Source organism: Nocardia veterana NBRC 100344 (assembly GCF_000308855.1).
In the GTDB taxonomy this organism is placed as follows: domain Bacteria; phylum Actinomycetota; class Actinomycetes; order Mycobacteriales; family Mycobacteriaceae; genus Nocardia; species Nocardia veterana.
This window is the reverse complement of sequence record NZ_BAGM01000048.1, coordinates 1-13,088: the sequence shown is the minus strand read 5'-3', so window position 1 is coordinate 13,088 and position 13,088 is coordinate 1. Positions and strand designations below refer to the sequence as shown.

The 13,088-nt window shown below is 66.0% G+C and carries 15 protein-coding genes and 2 pseudogenes; 15 read left to right on the top strand and 2 right to left on the bottom strand.

Annotated features, from left to right (window positions below):
• Nucleotides 1–52 precede the first annotated feature (52 nt).
• The 13 genes from ON37_RS32360 to ON37_RS07780 are packed head-to-tail and all read left to right on the top strand — an operon-like array spanning nucleotide 53 to nucleotide 8,825.
• Nucleotides 53–283: a helix-turn-helix domain-containing protein gene (locus ON37_RS32360; protein ID WP_146098841.1), complete on the top strand. Its 231-nt coding sequence runs from the start codon at nucleotides 53–55 to the stop codon at nucleotides 281–283.
• Nucleotides 283–573, top strand: coding sequence for a hypothetical protein (locus tag ON37_RS07830; RefSeq protein ID WP_040718138.1), 291 nt, complete (start codon nucleotides 283–285; stop codon nucleotides 571–573). The genes ON37_RS32360 and ON37_RS07830 overlap by 1 nt, the downstream gene beginning before the upstream one ends.
• Nucleotides 570–722: a hypothetical protein gene (locus ON37_RS32810; RefSeq protein ID WP_157171383.1), complete on the top strand. Its 153-nt coding sequence runs from the start codon at nucleotides 570–572 to the stop codon at nucleotides 720–722. Before ON37_RS07830 ends, ON37_RS32810 begins: the two co-directional genes overlap by 4 nt.
• Nucleotides 719–1,033: a hypothetical protein gene (locus tag ON37_RS07825; RefSeq protein WP_040718137.1), complete on the top strand. Its 315-nt coding sequence runs from the start codon at nucleotides 719–721 to the stop codon at nucleotides 1,031–1,033. Before ON37_RS32810 ends, ON37_RS07825 begins: the two co-directional genes overlap by 4 nt.
• Nucleotides 1,030–1,440 (top strand): RRQRL motif-containing zinc-binding protein, encoded by a 411-nt coding sequence (locus ON37_RS30855; protein WP_051031326.1) that lies wholly within the window; start codon nucleotides 1,030–1,032, stop codon nucleotides 1,438–1,440. The genes ON37_RS07825 and ON37_RS30855 overlap by 4 nt, the downstream gene beginning before the upstream one ends.
• Nucleotides 1,441–2,217, top strand: coding sequence for a hypothetical protein (locus tag ON37_RS07815; protein WP_040718136.1), 777 nt, complete (start codon nucleotides 1,441–1,443; stop codon nucleotides 2,215–2,217).
• Complete coding sequence (locus ON37_RS07810) at nucleotides 2,214–4,376, top strand: type IV secretory system conjugative DNA transfer family protein (protein WP_157171382.1); 2,163 nt, start codon at nucleotides 2,214–2,216, stop codon at nucleotides 4,374–4,376. The genes ON37_RS07815 and ON37_RS07810 overlap by 4 nt, the downstream gene beginning before the upstream one ends.
• Before the next feature lie 31 nt (nucleotides 4,377–4,407).
• A complete protein-coding gene (locus ON37_RS07805; RefSeq protein WP_040718134.1) occupies nucleotides 4,408–4,935 on the top strand; it encodes a hypothetical protein in 528 nt (175 codons plus the stop codon).
• Nucleotides 4,936–4,962: 27 nt separating this feature from the next.
• Nucleotides 4,963–6,666 carry a hypothetical protein gene (locus ON37_RS07800; RefSeq protein ID WP_157171381.1) on the top strand — a complete coding sequence of 568 codons (1,704 nt, stop codon included), beginning with the start codon at nucleotides 4,963–4,965 and terminating at the stop codon, nucleotides 6,664–6,666.
• Nucleotides 6,663–7,166 carry a hypothetical protein gene (locus ON37_RS07795; RefSeq protein WP_040718132.1) on the top strand — a complete coding sequence of 168 codons (504 nt, stop codon included), beginning with the start codon at nucleotides 6,663–6,665 and terminating at the stop codon, nucleotides 7,164–7,166. Before ON37_RS07800 ends, ON37_RS07795 begins: the two co-directional genes overlap by 4 nt.
• Nucleotides 7,163–7,504, top strand: coding sequence for a hypothetical protein (locus ON37_RS07790; protein ID WP_040718131.1), 342 nt, complete (start codon nucleotides 7,163–7,165; stop codon nucleotides 7,502–7,504). Before ON37_RS07795 ends, ON37_RS07790 begins: the two co-directional genes overlap by 4 nt.
• Nucleotides 7,501–8,331: a DUF2637 domain-containing protein gene (locus ON37_RS07785; protein ID WP_051031325.1), complete on the top strand. Its 831-nt coding sequence runs from the start codon at nucleotides 7,501–7,503 to the stop codon at nucleotides 8,329–8,331. The genes ON37_RS07790 and ON37_RS07785 overlap by 4 nt, the downstream gene beginning before the upstream one ends.
• Nucleotides 8,332–8,369: 38 nt before the next feature.
• The gene (locus tag ON37_RS07780) at nucleotides 8,370–8,825 is read left to right on the top strand and encodes a hypothetical protein (RefSeq protein ID WP_051031324.1); all 456 of its coding nucleotides are present in this window, start codon (nucleotides 8,370–8,372) and stop codon (nucleotides 8,823–8,825) included.
• Nucleotides 8,826–10,252: 1,427 nt separating this feature from the next.
• On the opposite strand, the gene ON37_RS32805 is transcribed toward ON37_RS07780, so the two are convergent.
• The gene (locus tag ON37_RS32805; RefSeq protein WP_157171380.1) at nucleotides 10,253–11,221 is read right to left on the bottom strand and encodes a hypothetical protein; all 969 of its coding nucleotides are present in this window, start codon (nucleotides 11,219–11,221) and stop codon (nucleotides 10,253–10,255) included.
• Between the two features lie 675 nt (nucleotides 11,222–11,896).
• On the opposite strand from ON37_RS32805, the gene ON37_RS07770 reads away from it, so the two are divergent.
• Both ON37_RS07770 and cutA read left to right on the top strand, forming a co-directional pair.
• Complete coding sequence (locus tag ON37_RS07770; protein ID WP_083892811.1) at nucleotides 11,897–12,343, top strand: Zn-ribbon domain-containing OB-fold protein; 447 nt, start codon at nucleotides 11,897–11,899, stop codon at nucleotides 12,341–12,343.
• A gap of 84 nt (nucleotides 12,344–12,427) precedes the next feature.
• Nucleotides 12,428–12,622: pseudogene (gene cutA, locus ON37_RS34660) on the top strand (divalent cation tolerance protein CutA); the annotation flags it as partial.
• A 20-nt stretch (nucleotides 12,623–12,642) separates the two neighbouring features.
• Here the strand turns inward: cutA and ON37_RS30850 are convergent.
• Nucleotides 12,643–13,088, bottom strand: a pseudogene (locus ON37_RS30850) (hypothetical protein); the annotation flags it as partial.

Below are 13,088 nucleotides of genomic sequence, written 5' to 3'. Positions count from 1 at the left end.
GAATCTTGCTGTGTCCCAATCAGTTCCGACACAGAGAGACGTAGGAGGACACATGCGTAGGAACGGAAGTCCCAGCGCTACGGATCAGCTCCCGAACGACCTCATCACGCTTCGTGCAGCCGCCCAGTTGGCCGGCGGAGTGCACCCCAAGACCATTCGCCGTTGGATCGACCGCGAGCTGTTGGAGGGCTACCGGCAGGGGCCCCGGCTGCTGTTCGTGAGCCGGTCGGAGTTGCAGGCGCTGGCGCGTCCGCTCGGTGCCGATGCGCGCGGGGTGGCGTGATGCGCGATTTCATGGGTTCGCACGTTTCCCAGGTGGACGAGTACGGACGGCAACTGGACGTCGATGGCGTCGTTGTCAGCGCCACGGTTCACGGTTCGTTCGTTGTCCGTTACGCCGAGAACGTCGACAAGGTAATCGTCGAGGTCGAGCCGCAGATCGGCACCGGTATGACGATGCATCTGACGCTCGATCAGGCGACCCTGCTGCGTAGTTTGCTCGATGCCGGCATTGCCGATATGCGTGCGGCGAAGATCGTGGAGTTGCCCGCTGCTGGTGGTGAGGCCGCATGAGGCTCGCTACCGAGATTCTGGCTATCCCGCTGATTCTGGCTGTCCTGCTGGTCATCTGGTCGCCGAGTACCGCGTTGGCGGTGGTGTTCCTGATGGTGCTGTGGGCGACCTGGCGGCGTCGGCCCCGTCGATCGGGGATGCGGCGATGAACGAGTCCGAGCGTTATCAGTACACGTTCAACCGCGAGACCGGCGAGCCGGTCGGCATCCTCGACACCTGGGTCACTCCGGGCGCGAGGCCGGGACGGGCTGCGCGGCAGTCGGTTTCGATGCCGCCGCAGTATGTGGCCGCGTTGTGGCTGCTGCTGTTCGTGTTCGCGGCCGGTTTGTACGCCGGGTGCCTGTTGTTCGGGCGGCGCGAGGAACCAGCCCCGACCGTGGTCGTGTGCCCGGCTCCGGGTGTGCAGGTGGCTGTTCTTCCCGCTGAGTGCGGCCCGCCCGCAGGTGGTGTCTCGCAGTGAGCGAAGCCATTCCGGTCTATCAGTGGCGCATGGCACCGGCGCATCTGCGCACGCGCCGCCAGCTGGCCGCGCAGGGGTTGCGCCCGAACGGGCAGGACATCGCGGGCAAGGTGCAGCGTCGCCGTCGCGGCGATCGGGAGCCGCTGACCGCGTACCTGTACGACGTCAACCTCGCTGCGGCGAAGCGGGAAGCGACTCCCGCTCAGCTGGCCGCCCTGGAGAAGGCGAATCGCGAGCGGCAGCTACGCGCTGCGGAACGGCACGGCTTCTCGCGTGAGGAGTTCGAGCAGAGCAGCGATCCGGGGCCCGGATGGGCCGATTCCGAGCCCGCCCAGCGTGACCCGATTCCTGGGCACGCGTTCGCGGGCCTGACCAGCAATCACGACCGAGATGGATGGGAGCGATAGATGACTGACCACAGCATCAACCCACGTCAGATCACGGTTCTGACCATTCTCGCGTACATGTACGGCGCACCAGCGGATCTGGTCGCCCGCATGCTCGGCAAGAGCATGCCGCACACGTATCGGGACATCCGGAACTGGCGTGAGGCCAAGCTGATCTCACCGCTGAAGATCCGGCCGGTACCGGGGCCGGTGTGGGTGTTTTCCACCCGGTCAGGCGTGGAGGGGCTGACGGGGCTGAGCACCCGGTCTTGGACGCCGACGCCGAAGATGGCCGCGCATGTGCGGACCGTGCTGGAAGTGCGGTTGGCGTTGGCCGGCCTGGACCTGGATCGGTGGATTTCCGAGCGGGAGTTGCGCTCCCAGGTCGGCCCGGTCAAGGCGGGAGAGTCGCGTCCGCACATCCACGACGGCCGCTTCTACACCACCGAAGGCCAGCTCTGGGCAGTCGAGGTGGAGTTGTCGCCGAAGACGCCCGCGATGGCCCGTCTCGCGGTCGCTAAGGCCAAGGCGGCAGCGGGGAACGCGGGCTGCGACAAGGTCATTTACTACTGCAAGAACGGCGAGATCCGCAATCTGATCACCGCCTCCGCTGTCGCCGTCAAAGGCGTGGAGGGGCCGCCCGTGCGGGTGGCCATGCTCGCGGAAGTTCTCGATTCCAGCTCCTTCACCGGCGCGTCTGCCGGTTCTCGGCCCGGTTTGTCCTTGATCGAGGGCGGGGCCTCTGACCACTTCAACCAGGCCGACAACGGCCGTCACACCGGAGAGGCGGTGTCATGATGAGCACCGAATTCTATTGGCACCAGAACAATTCCGATTGCGTGCCGCTGATTACCCCGCACGACTGCGATTCGTACCCGCCGGTGCGGACGCCGCAGATCAGCATCGCGCCTGTGTCCCCGGAGCAATCCCAGGTTCCGGGTACACACGCCCCGCAAGCGCCTCATGTCGGGCACCTGCCGTTCACCGACAGCCACGGCGACCTGTTCGGCATCACCCTGCCGCACATCACGGTGGCGGGGGCGCTGGATGCGCTGATGATCGCGGGCACGTGTGCGGTGTTCGGGCTGGTCTCGGTCAGCGCGATCTGCCTGGTAGCCAACCTGATGGCCTGGTCACCGGCCCGGCTGCGGAACTGGGCCATTGGCGCGGCGGTCGCGATGCCTGGTTCGGCGATCGTGTGCAACGAGTTCGACTGGTCCGCCCCGCTGACCCAGTTCAGCGCCGGAGCGGCGGAGTTGGTGAGCGGCAATCCCGTTCACGGCCTGGCCGCGATGACGGTGCTGTTGATTCCCGCTGCATGGCTGGCAGCCATGTACGCGTTCACCACCCGCCGCGTGCAGCTGGCAACGAATGGCCTGGCGTCTCCGGCCGCGACCGAGCGGGCGTTGTGGCTGCGCACCCAGCGCGAGCAGCGGGCAGCGGCGCGGCTGTCGCGCTACAAGCTGCCGTTCTCCACCGGTGGGCTGAACCCGCATCCGGTCCTCGGCCGCCTGGCCGTGGAGTCCACGCAGGCCCCGACCAAGTCGCGGACCCGGGCGCTGGTGTCCCGCAATGAAACTCGGCTGATCGTGCCGTGGATCAAGATGAACGAGCACGGCACCTCGGTCGCCTCGTCCGGTAAGGGCAAGTCGACGCTGATGAACCGCATGTTGGTGTCGTGGTTCGTGACCGGCTGGCAGCGGCACCGCCAGTGGTGGCGGGCCAACCGTCCCGGTCGCCCGCTGGTGCTGGTCATCGACTGCAACGGCGGACCGGACTCCCGCAAAGCCGCGGGCAAGCTGCTGCCGTGGTTCGGGTCGCTCGGGGTGCCGGCCGAACGGATCGGCATCGTCGGCGGCGACGAAAGCGACCCGCGCCATGTGCAGTTGGCGATGTGGTCGACCCCGAGCCGGGACGACCTGCGCTCGATCCTGTCGATGATGATCTCGGGTGGATCGGTGCCGACCACCGACACCGAGAAGTACTTCCACGAGATCCGCGAAACGCTTCTGCACCTGATCGTGGACGCTCCCGCCAAGGTCGTCAACGGCAAGCCGGTAGGGGAGAACCCGCCCCGGGACTGGCTGGAATTCCTGTCCCGGTTCGACCCGGTCAAGCTGTCGCGGCTGTGGGGCGGCGAGTGGGACGACAAGGTGCCGTGGGCCGGGGTGCCTGGTGTGCAGCACGAGATCGCCTCCACCAAGGCCGGAAAACAGCCGGTACTCGATTCCGCTCGCGCGGAGTTCGGCAACCTGTACCGGGCGCTGGGGGATTCGTTCGACGGTGATCGGCAGTTCACCGACTTCGATGTCCTCTACGTCATCTTGGAAGGCATCAAGGCCCCGGACCGGGCTCGCGCCCAGTTCGCCGCCCTCGGGTGCATGCTCGAACAGCTCGCCGACCGCGAACACGGCCGCCAAGCCATCCTCGCTGTGGACGAGTTCTCCGCAGTCTCCGATGGCAAGACCCGCGCCAAGGCATGGGTGGAGCGGCTGCGGAAGGCCGGGATTTCCACCTGGTGGTTCGCCCAGTCCTGGAACGGTCTCGGTCACGACGACGACGCCCGTGAAGCCCTGGTCACCGCCGCCTCCGGTGGCTCGATCCTCGGTGGGCAGGAGAAGGGCGACAAGCTCGCCGAGATCTACGGCACCCGCCGCGGTTTCGACCTGTCCCGCAAGCTGATCGGCGGCTCCGCCGCAGGCGACGAGGGCAACGTCCAGGCCGGTGACGAGCTTCTCGTTCACCCGAACCGGTTGCGCTCCATGGGCAAAGGCGACGTCGTGCATGTCTCCGGCGGGGTGGCCCGCTTCGGCCGGGTGTCCCCGCTCGATGAACGGCAGCGCGCCTCGCTGCGCCCCCTGCCCGGCCTGTCCGAGATGCGGCCGGCCGCAGACGAAACCGAGTCGTCCGAGCCCGTCGCGCCGGTCATCGACCTGCGCAAACGCGACCGCGCCTGAATCCGAACCCCGACTTTCAAGGAGACATCAGATGTCTGTTCCCAACATCAACCCCGAAGACCACGGAGAGGAGATCTCCGGACTCTCCGACGAGCAGCGCCAATCCGAGATGGACACGCTTGCCTTCCTCGCCGACGAAATGTCTTCGCGCACAACCAAGAAGCTGGTCGAGAAGATCGAGCGGCAGGAGACCGTCGTTCCCGATGGCGGCAGCCTCGGGCGCGCCCTGTCCTCGCACGTCGACCGTGCCGCCCGCATCCGCGACGGGGTCCGGTTGTGGGCTCCCGCCCTGGTCACCACCAGCGGGTTCGCCGTCGCCGCGTCCACCATGCCGATCACCGGCCCGCTGGCCGCTTACGGCCTCGGACTGTCCGGGTTCTCGGTGTGGATGTGCGCAGGCCGCCCCAGCCCCAGCGAATCGGTGCGCATGAGCGCCTACGCCGTCGCCGATTCCGCCAGCTGGATCAAACGCCACATCACCCGGGCCGCGCAGCGTCGCGCCGCCTACGAAGCCCGCCGCACCGGGACCAGCCCGGCCGGCACCCCGATCGCCGAATAACCGGCACACAGAAAAGGAGAGATGATCATGTCCGATCACAGCCACGTTGACGAAATCGCTGGTGAGGCACGCAAATTCAGCTCTGCGATCACCGCAGCGTTGCAGATGTACGCGCAGGCGGCGAACTGGCGCGAAAGGCAGCGGGCGCGTAAGCAGATCAAGCGGCTGGTCCGGGAGGAACAGCGTGAGCAGGCCCAGGCCCGCGCTCACCACCTGACCTGGAGCAACCAGGCCGTGGACCGCTACCGCGCCCACGCCCAGGCCGTCGCGAACCGCGCCAACGATCCCACCGTGGACCACGAACACCGCGCCCGCGACGCGGCGTCACTGGCCAACCACCGCGACGACCTCGCCGCCCAGTTCGTCTCCAACGGGCATCTGACCCGCACCGAGCAGGGCATCGCCCTCGACGGGCTGGACGCGGCAACGGTGTTCCCGGAGTTCAAGACCGGCGACCTGTTCAACCGCGCCCACAAGGTCAAGGGCCTGGAAGCACTGCGCTACCGGGCACGAGTGGCCCGGGAAAAGGTCAGCGTGCAGCAGCGCGCCCGGACCGAACGCGCCGCGTGGGAAGCCAGCCTCGACGCCGCCGCACAGACTGCCGAGCAGAGCACCGGCCGGTTCAGCAGCACCGTCGCCTACCTGCCCGAGGGCGCGAATCAGGTGGTGCACGAGCACGCCCGCCACGGCAGCGAGATCGAGGCGGCGGTCTGGACTCACAACCAGGTGTCCCAGATCCGGCCGGCACCCGGCACGAGCGTGCTGGTTTCCGCCTACGACACCGACGACAAAGGCAACGCACGCCCCGTATTCCGGGCAGAAGGAGAACGAGAGGCCGTGACCGACGAAGTGAGCCAGTGGTGGGACACCACCGAACGCGCTGCCACCGAGCAGGATTGGGGACGGGCGCCGGAGCCCGAGTTGACCGCCGCGCAGTTCAATGCGGTGCAACGGGTCCGGGACACCCAGGCGGAACTGCGTCAGCGGGTCCGCGCCGGGCGGGCCACCGAATGGGATTACCGATACGCCCAGTCGGTGACTGACTCGGCTGCCAAGCACCTCGGCCCGGCGCGGGCTGCCTGGGAGACCGACAACGCGGAAGCGAATTCTCGTGCCATTGTCACGGTTTCGGCCACAGCCCGTGACGGCGGAACTTCCCAGAGTATCTCCTACTTCCCCACCGAGGCCGACGCTGCGAAATGGACCCACTCGCACGTCACGGAAACCAATTGGAAGCCGGGAGTCACCATCGCGGTCCGTGCCCGCGAAGCCTGCCAACAGCGCCCGTTCTATATCACCGAAGGCAATCAGATCACCGTCGGGCGCGACACCGAACTGTGGGCCGCCGAAACCCGCGACGGGTTCAACTCCACCAACACCAGCCAGGCCCGCGACGACCATTTCCGCAGCTCCGACCCGGACACGGTTGTCGCCGAGCGGGACCGGCTTCGCGGTGAGCTGGAGTCGCTGAGCACCCGGCACCGGCTCTCCATCGAGCACAACGGCGACCTGGCCGAGCAGAACGCCCGGTTGACCCGTCAGCTGTCCGCGCTCACCGCCGAGCGCGACGAGTTGCGCGAGACCAACACCGAGCTGGTCAACCAGCTCGCCACCACCAACGGCCACACGAACGACCACAGCAACGGTCACACGAACGGCCGGGAATCGATCCCGGGCCACGCGTTCGCGGGCCTGGTCAACGGCCACGACCGGGAAGGAATGGAGCGATGAGCACCAACAACACCAATGACCTCGATGACCCGTACATCAACCGCTACGCCGGACGGATCGAGGATCCCGAAGAGGTGCTGATGCGCGCCGACTTCGACCGCGTGCTCGACATGCAGGGCAAGGCATTGAACGCCCGCGACGATGCCGAGTACTGGCAGCTCTCCTCGGAATCGGACCAGCTCATCAGCCGCTGGCGCGACCGTGACGACGAGTACGGGGATGCCTGGCAGTACCTCGGCGACGCGCACGACGACTGGAAGGCCCAGCCGGAGACGATGACCCGCTTTCACGAGCGGATCGCCGCCGACGAGGCCGAAGGCGTCTACGTCCTGACCGACATGCAGCGCCGCAGCCAGCAGCACGCCCGGGAGCTGACCGGCCACGGCGAATGGATGCAGACCTCGGAGACCGAGCAGGCGTCGGCCGGCCGGGAACCGATCCCGGGCCACGCGTTCGCGGGCCTGGTCAACGGCCACGACCGGGAAGGAATGGAGCGGTGACCACCGTCGAGACCCGTCAGCAATCCCAGGCTGACGGTTCCCACGGATCGCCCTCGATCGCCGAGCTGAGCGTGCGCCTGGCCGCCGCCAACGAGCGAGCCGCCCTCCTTGAGGAACAGCTCGCGACCGTCACCGCCGAACGCGACGCGGCCGAGCACCGTGCCGCAGAACTGGAAGACCGTAACCGGGAGCTTGCCAGCGATCTCGACAACGCCTTGGACATCGCGTCGGAAAACGCGTTGACCGCCGGGCGTGAACGCCTGGTGCCCCAGCCGATCTACGGCCACGCCTTCGCCGGACTCGTCGGCGACCGTGACCGGGAAGGAATCGACCGATGAACGACACCATGTCGCCCGACCAGACCACCCCGTCGCCGACTGTCGCCCACCAGACCGGAACCACCGCGCAGCTGTCGCCGCAGGCGTCGCAGTCGGCGTGGAACCCCGCCGAGGTTGTCGCCTTGCTGTCGCTCGCGGCGGTATCGATCGCAGCCTCATCCTGGTCGGCGATCGCCTTGCATGGGGTGGCGCAAATGTCGGGCATCACGTCCTGGCTGGCATGGGGAGCACCCGTCATCGTGGACGGACCGATCGTTCAGGCCGCTTTCGCGCTGGTCACTCTGAACCGGCGCGAACGGGCCGGCGTCGTGATCCCGAAGGCCACGCGGTGGTTCTTCTGGGGCGAACTCGCTGCCGCTGAGCTGGTCTCTTTGATCGGAAACGGGGTCCACGCCTGGAACTCGGACGGGCTGCAACTGTCCCAGATGGCCGCTGCGGCGGTCGCTGGGGCGGCCCCGGTCGCTGCGCTGGCCACCACCCACGCGCTCACAGCGTTGATGGAGGTTCCGCGCACCCCGCAAACCCCGGCGACACTACCTGTCGCCCCCGCGACAGCAGGCGACAACCAGGCGACAACGCCCGAGATCGAGGCGACAGCACCCGATTCGGAGGCGACAACCGGTGTCGCGGACGCGACAGCCGAACGCGACGCCGAGATCTGGCGACTGCACCGCGAGGGCCTGTCGTACCGCGAAATCGCGACGGTCGTCGCCCTGCACCACGGCACCGTCGGCAAGATCATCGGCCGCCTGAAAGCCGAAAGCGACACCGCCGCACCACAGCTGGCACTGCCGGCACCCAACAACGTCCGGTCCATCGCCGGATAACCCCACCACCCAACATTGATAACTAAGGAGTAACTGTTATGACATCGTGGATCATGTCCGACGAGCCGAAGGTGATCCGTTCCGCGTTCAGCAAGACCGACCAGCCCGGCGCGACCGTGACTGGCCTGGTGGTCTCCCAGGAGCTGACCACCCAGCAGGACCCCAAGACCGGCAAACCGAAGATGCGCCAGGGCAAGCCGATCCCGTTGCTGGAGGTCGTCATCTTGACCGACCGCAAGACCGATCCGGACGACGACGGCGCGCGCAAGCTGTTCGTGCGCGGCAACCTGCAAAAGGCGATCAAAGCCGCGATCCTCGCCGCGGGCGATGACGACCTGCACACCGGGGCGCGGCTGACCGTCCAGTACACCGGCACCGGGCAGGCGTTCAGCGCCGACTACGCACCGCCCAAGCTCTACCGCGCCAAGTACGAGCCCGCCGATGAGGCGACGATTGCCGAGGTCGCCACCTACCTCGGCCACGACGACGAGTAGCCCCCGAGCAGGTCTCTGAACAGCCGAAATCCCCCGTCCTATCCCAGTGGACGGGGGATTTCGCGTGTCCAGAGGACACCCGCCCATTGTCCACCCCACCGGGCAGGAAGCACGGCCGGCCTCCCGCACGCGAGGGGCTTTGGTTTCCATCCCGCCGCTGAGTCGACACATCGTGAAGCGGGCGGGCGCCAGGGTGTCAAACACGCTTTTCGTTTGACGCCCTGGTGTTCGGCTGCTTGGCTCTGCCTCGGCTCAGTGGCGGGATGGAAACCACCTGGCGACCAACCCCCAACGCAACGGCCCCACCCGACCGGCCACGGCTGCCCATCCTGTTGCTAGATCCCGCCGGAGGCGCTTGCCTTCCCCTCGGGAACATCAACCGCCACCCGGTTGCCGAACGGTCGCAGTCGCGCCACGCGGACCACGGGTGTGCACGCCGCACCGCCGCGCGGTGCGGCGACGGCAACGGACCGGTGGCTGCCGAACCCGGCGCGGCAATCCGCGCCGGGATGCCTCTCCGGTGGGTGCTCGCATGGTCTGCGGACCTGGGAAAAGATGGGCAGAAACGTGGCAAAACGCAAGCACAAAGTTGGCACAAGTTGTGCCAACTTTTTACCGAGGCACCTCACCCCCGCTTACCTCCCTGACCTGCCATAACGGCGCTTCGCGCCGTTGACTCTCTCCACCCACCCAGTCCCCCATCTCACCCCCACTACGTGAACGGGGGCGAGATGGGGGACTGGGTGGGTGGAGAGAGTCATGTTCAAGTCAAGTCAGAGAGGTAAGCGGGGGTGAGGTGAAAAGACAAAAAGAATCTGGTTGTGTTGGGTGGGTATCGGAAAGTTTGCGATGTGGTTGCGTAAGCGACGGTTCAGCACCTGCCGGTGCTGCTTGCAGCTGGTCGAGTCGTCTGCGTGCGTGGCGGTCTACTGATGCGCGAGTAGCGATCCGGCGCGGGGTGCGTACGGCGAGACCGGTTGTGTTGGTGGGTCCGCAAGCTGGCGCTTGCGCGGTCTGGCGCGCGGTGTGGTGTCTGTCCCTCCGGTATGGCCTGATCTGAGGGCTATCACAGCCGGAACCTGGCCCGCGCGCTTGGCATGGCATCTGCTGGTTTCTGTGCAGGGCGCGGGCCAGAACCGCGGCTGTGATGTGACGCCCTCAGGCCATACCGGAGGGACAGACACCACGAACCCAGGGTTGCGCGCTCTCGACCGAGAACCACGCGGCCCGAGGCCGCGAAAGTGCATCGCCTCGGCGGCGGGCCAGGCCGCCCAGAGCGACCAGGCGCGAGGACTGCGGCGAGTTGGTCTACCGCAGCCCTCCCGCCGAGCAGATCGGCGGCTGGCGGACTGATGCTCACCTGCCAGACGCCAGGCTGCTGCATTCCGGTGGGATGTGGCTTGATCTGGTCGAATTCGTGCCGGCTGCTACGTCACTTGGGCGTATCCGCAAGCGGAGGCGCACAGTTCTGCGAACCCGAAGTATAGATGGCTCAATTGCGCTATCGAATGAATGCAGCAAATTTTGTGAAACTTTTCGTTGTTCGGGTCGTCTTCAAGACCTTTCAATGCTTCGCGGTAATTGCCCCAATGCAGTGTTTCGCCATAATTGTATGTCGTTATTATTTTGTCGGGCTCTATACCTTGGAGGCTCCGGGGGGTCTCTGGGGGCGCGGTGGCCATTAGTTCTTCGCATATCAGCGTCTCAAGCATCTTCTTCGAAAGTGCCTGCCTCGCTCTTGACCATTCTTTTATAACTGCGCGAGTCTTTTGTTGACTCTCCTCGTCTTCCAGTATTCTGATGCTCTGTTCGATCGCTCTCCTGGCTGCTATGAAACTAGCATTTTCCTTATCGCTGTGAATCTGGCGGAACGTGGCGGAGATCCCCGTGAACTCCTGGTGTGTTGGTAGATTGGCGGTGAGCGTCCAGCTGCCTTTCTCGCTTTTGACGTTCATGCCACCAGATGCGTCGTTAATTTCGGTGTATCCAGCCAGATTTCTGCAGGTCGCTATATACCTGTCGACGATGTCCTTGTCTTGGCCGGAGAGGGGTAGCTTTGGAAAGTCTGCCGGATTGGGTAGATTGAAGTAGAAAGTCAGCCGTTCCCAATGGTATTGGAAGGCGCTCGGGTTGGTGCCGAAATCCTGCAGCGGTGGATTGAACTTTAACTCAACAGGTCTGATTGTATCCTCAAGCGGTATTGTCCTAAACTCTACTGTTTTGTTCTTGATGTTTTGCCGGTATTCAGTGAATTTGAACATAAAGTGCATCGGACCCCAATCAATCGATTGGTATCTATCCTCCGGTATGGGCTGCCATGGGCCATGGTCGTGGGTTGAATTGCTGTGCCGTTTGCGTGCATTTCGGCGTGCCTTCTTGCTTTCCTTCTTGTTCATTCGATCGACTTTCTATTGTTGAGATTAGGGTTGGTCAGGTTCGGAGAGTCTTGGAGAGGTGTGGACGTGCTTCAGCTGTGTCGCACCACCGTTTCTCCTTCGGTAGGCAGCCTCGGCTTTGAGGAGATCGGCAGGACGTCGCGTCGAGTTACGAGTTGTGGAGTGGGGATAGCTATAGGCGAGCGCGGCGCTCGAAGGTGGTGGCGTGGCGGGGTCAGGATGGTCCACTACCGGGCAGTCGGCAGAGTGCCGCCCCCTTGGTCGAGGGTCGTCTGGAGCCCGTGGGGCAGCATTGCCGATGCGTGGGGCTAAACGTGGGGCACATGACCGTCCCGGCTTGGTATGGCATGTCCCTCTATGCACCTACCGCATTCGGCGATAAAGCCCTGTACTGCAGGGTTTCACGGCGAGATCGATGCAGGTGGCGATCGCGTCGCATGGCGAGGTATCTTACTGGTTTTACACACCAGCGGTCGGGGGTTCGAACCCCTCTGCGCCCACTTCGGCCTCTGATCTGTCACTGCAGTTCGGAGGTTTTTTCATGCTCTGCCGACGTCCTGATCGTTTCCCGCCCTACCGGAAATAGGTATACACACGGGTAGTTCTACCGTCGCGGTGATCCGCGGCCGTGGCCAGGCTGGAGTGCGTTCTATCGGTCATATGGCGGAGGATTCGATGTCTGCACCCGAGCTACGGCACAGGTCTCAGATCGACACGACCACCTCGGAGATCTTGATGATCCGGCGGTGCGCGCGGTGCGACAAACTGTTCGCGCCGCTGACCGCGGGGTGTTCCTCGTGTGCGTCGGATTCGCTGGAACGGGTGCCGTCGTCCGGTGCGGGGTCGATCGTGTCGTGGTGGGTCGTGGATCGTGCCGGTACGGGTGGTGCTTCCTCGACGGTCGCGATCGTCGAACTCGACGAGGGCCCGTGGGTCTACACCTCGCTGGAGGGCGAGGTGCCGCTGCTGGCGGACCGGCCTGTGCGCGTGCACTTCCAGCCGCACCCGCGAGACGAGAGGTTTCCGGTCTTCGTGGTGTGCACCGATCGCCACCACCGGCAGTGCCCGGGTGAACCGATGGTTTCCTCCGACTCCGGAGGCGGACAGCGCGCGCCGCGGTGACCTGAGTATCGCCGGGGCGTCGAGCACTCGCGGCGGTGGTCGGCGAGATGTCGGAGACTCGAGGACAATTGGCGGCAAGAGTCGCCGGCCATCCTGCACACTCGGCGGTCCCGGGTGGACGACATTCTGGCGTTCCTGAGCGACCGGCACCCGGACGAGACTCCGCAGGTGATTGCCACGGAAGCGGTGCGGACGCACCCGGGGTATCGCGCGTGGGTGCTCGAAACCACCCGATCCCGCACAGCGACAGCGGAAGGGGCGCCGGAGCTCGGCGTCTGAGCTCGGTGGGCAGGGCGGCGCTACATCGCCGAGTCGGCAGGCGCGTCCGTCCCGCCATCCGTGGGGTTCGGTTGCGGTGGGAGGGGCGACGTCAGTCCGACGATCGCCCCCACCGCTGCTCCCAGTGCGCCACCGAGTGCGGCGGCGGGCCCGGCGACGATGGCGGTGCCCACGGCTGCGCCGAGCAGCGGGCCGACGACGACGCCGGTGGGGAGGAACGGGAGGCCGACGACGAATCCGGCGGCGGCGCCGAGCAGGGCGGCCGGGATCGCGAGGGGTGCGGAGACCGCCGCGCCGATGCCGGCGCCGATGGCCGCACCGACGCCGGCGTCGACGACGGTGGTGGTGCAGCGGGCGGGGTCTGCGGGGATCTGCGCGCAGAACGACTGGATCGGTTGTTGCGCCTCGGGAGGTAACGCGTCGGCCGTATCGGCGGGCAGGGCGGCGGCCGGCTCGGTCGGCAGCG

Coding starts and splice junctions, on each gene's coding strand:
- ON37_RS07810 (WP_157171382.1), top strand. CDS start 2,214: ATGATGAGCACCGAATTCTATTGGCACCAGAACAATTCCGATTGCGTG.
- ON37_RS07770 (WP_083892811.1), top strand. CDS start 11,897: ATGTCTGCACCCGAGCTACGGCACAGGTCTCAGATCGACACGACCACC.
- ON37_RS07780 (WP_051031324.1), top strand. CDS start 8,370: ATGACATCGTGGATCATGTCCGACGAGCCGAAGGTGATCCGTTCCGCG.
- ON37_RS07785 (WP_051031325.1), top strand. CDS start 7,501: ATGAACGACACCATGTCGCCCGACCAGACCACCCCGTCGCCGACTGTC.
- ON37_RS07830 (WP_040718138.1), top strand. CDS start 283: ATGCGCGATTTCATGGGTTCGCACGTTTCCCAGGTGGACGAGTACGGA.
- ON37_RS32805 (WP_157171380.1), bottom strand. CDS start 11,221: ATGAACAAGAAGGAAAGCAAGAAGGCACGCCGAAATGCACGCAAACGG.
- ON37_RS07815 (WP_040718136.1), top strand. CDS start 1,441: ATGACTGACCACAGCATCAACCCACGTCAGATCACGGTTCTGACCATT.
- ON37_RS07805 (WP_040718134.1), top strand. CDS start 4,408: ATGTCTGTTCCCAACATCAACCCCGAAGACCACGGAGAGGAGATCTCC.
- ON37_RS32810 (WP_157171383.1), top strand. CDS start 570: ATGAGGCTCGCTACCGAGATTCTGGCTATCCCGCTGATTCTGGCTGTC.
- ON37_RS07800 (WP_157171381.1), top strand. CDS start 4,963: ATGTCCGATCACAGCCACGTTGACGAAATCGCTGGTGAGGCACGCAAA.
- ON37_RS32360 (WP_146098841.1), top strand. CDS start 53: ATGCGTAGGAACGGAAGTCCCAGCGCTACGGATCAGCTCCCGAACGAC.
- ON37_RS07795 (WP_040718132.1), top strand. CDS start 6,663: ATGAGCACCAACAACACCAATGACCTCGATGACCCGTACATCAACCGC.
- ON37_RS07825 (WP_040718137.1), top strand. CDS start 719: ATGAACGAGTCCGAGCGTTATCAGTACACGTTCAACCGCGAGACCGGC.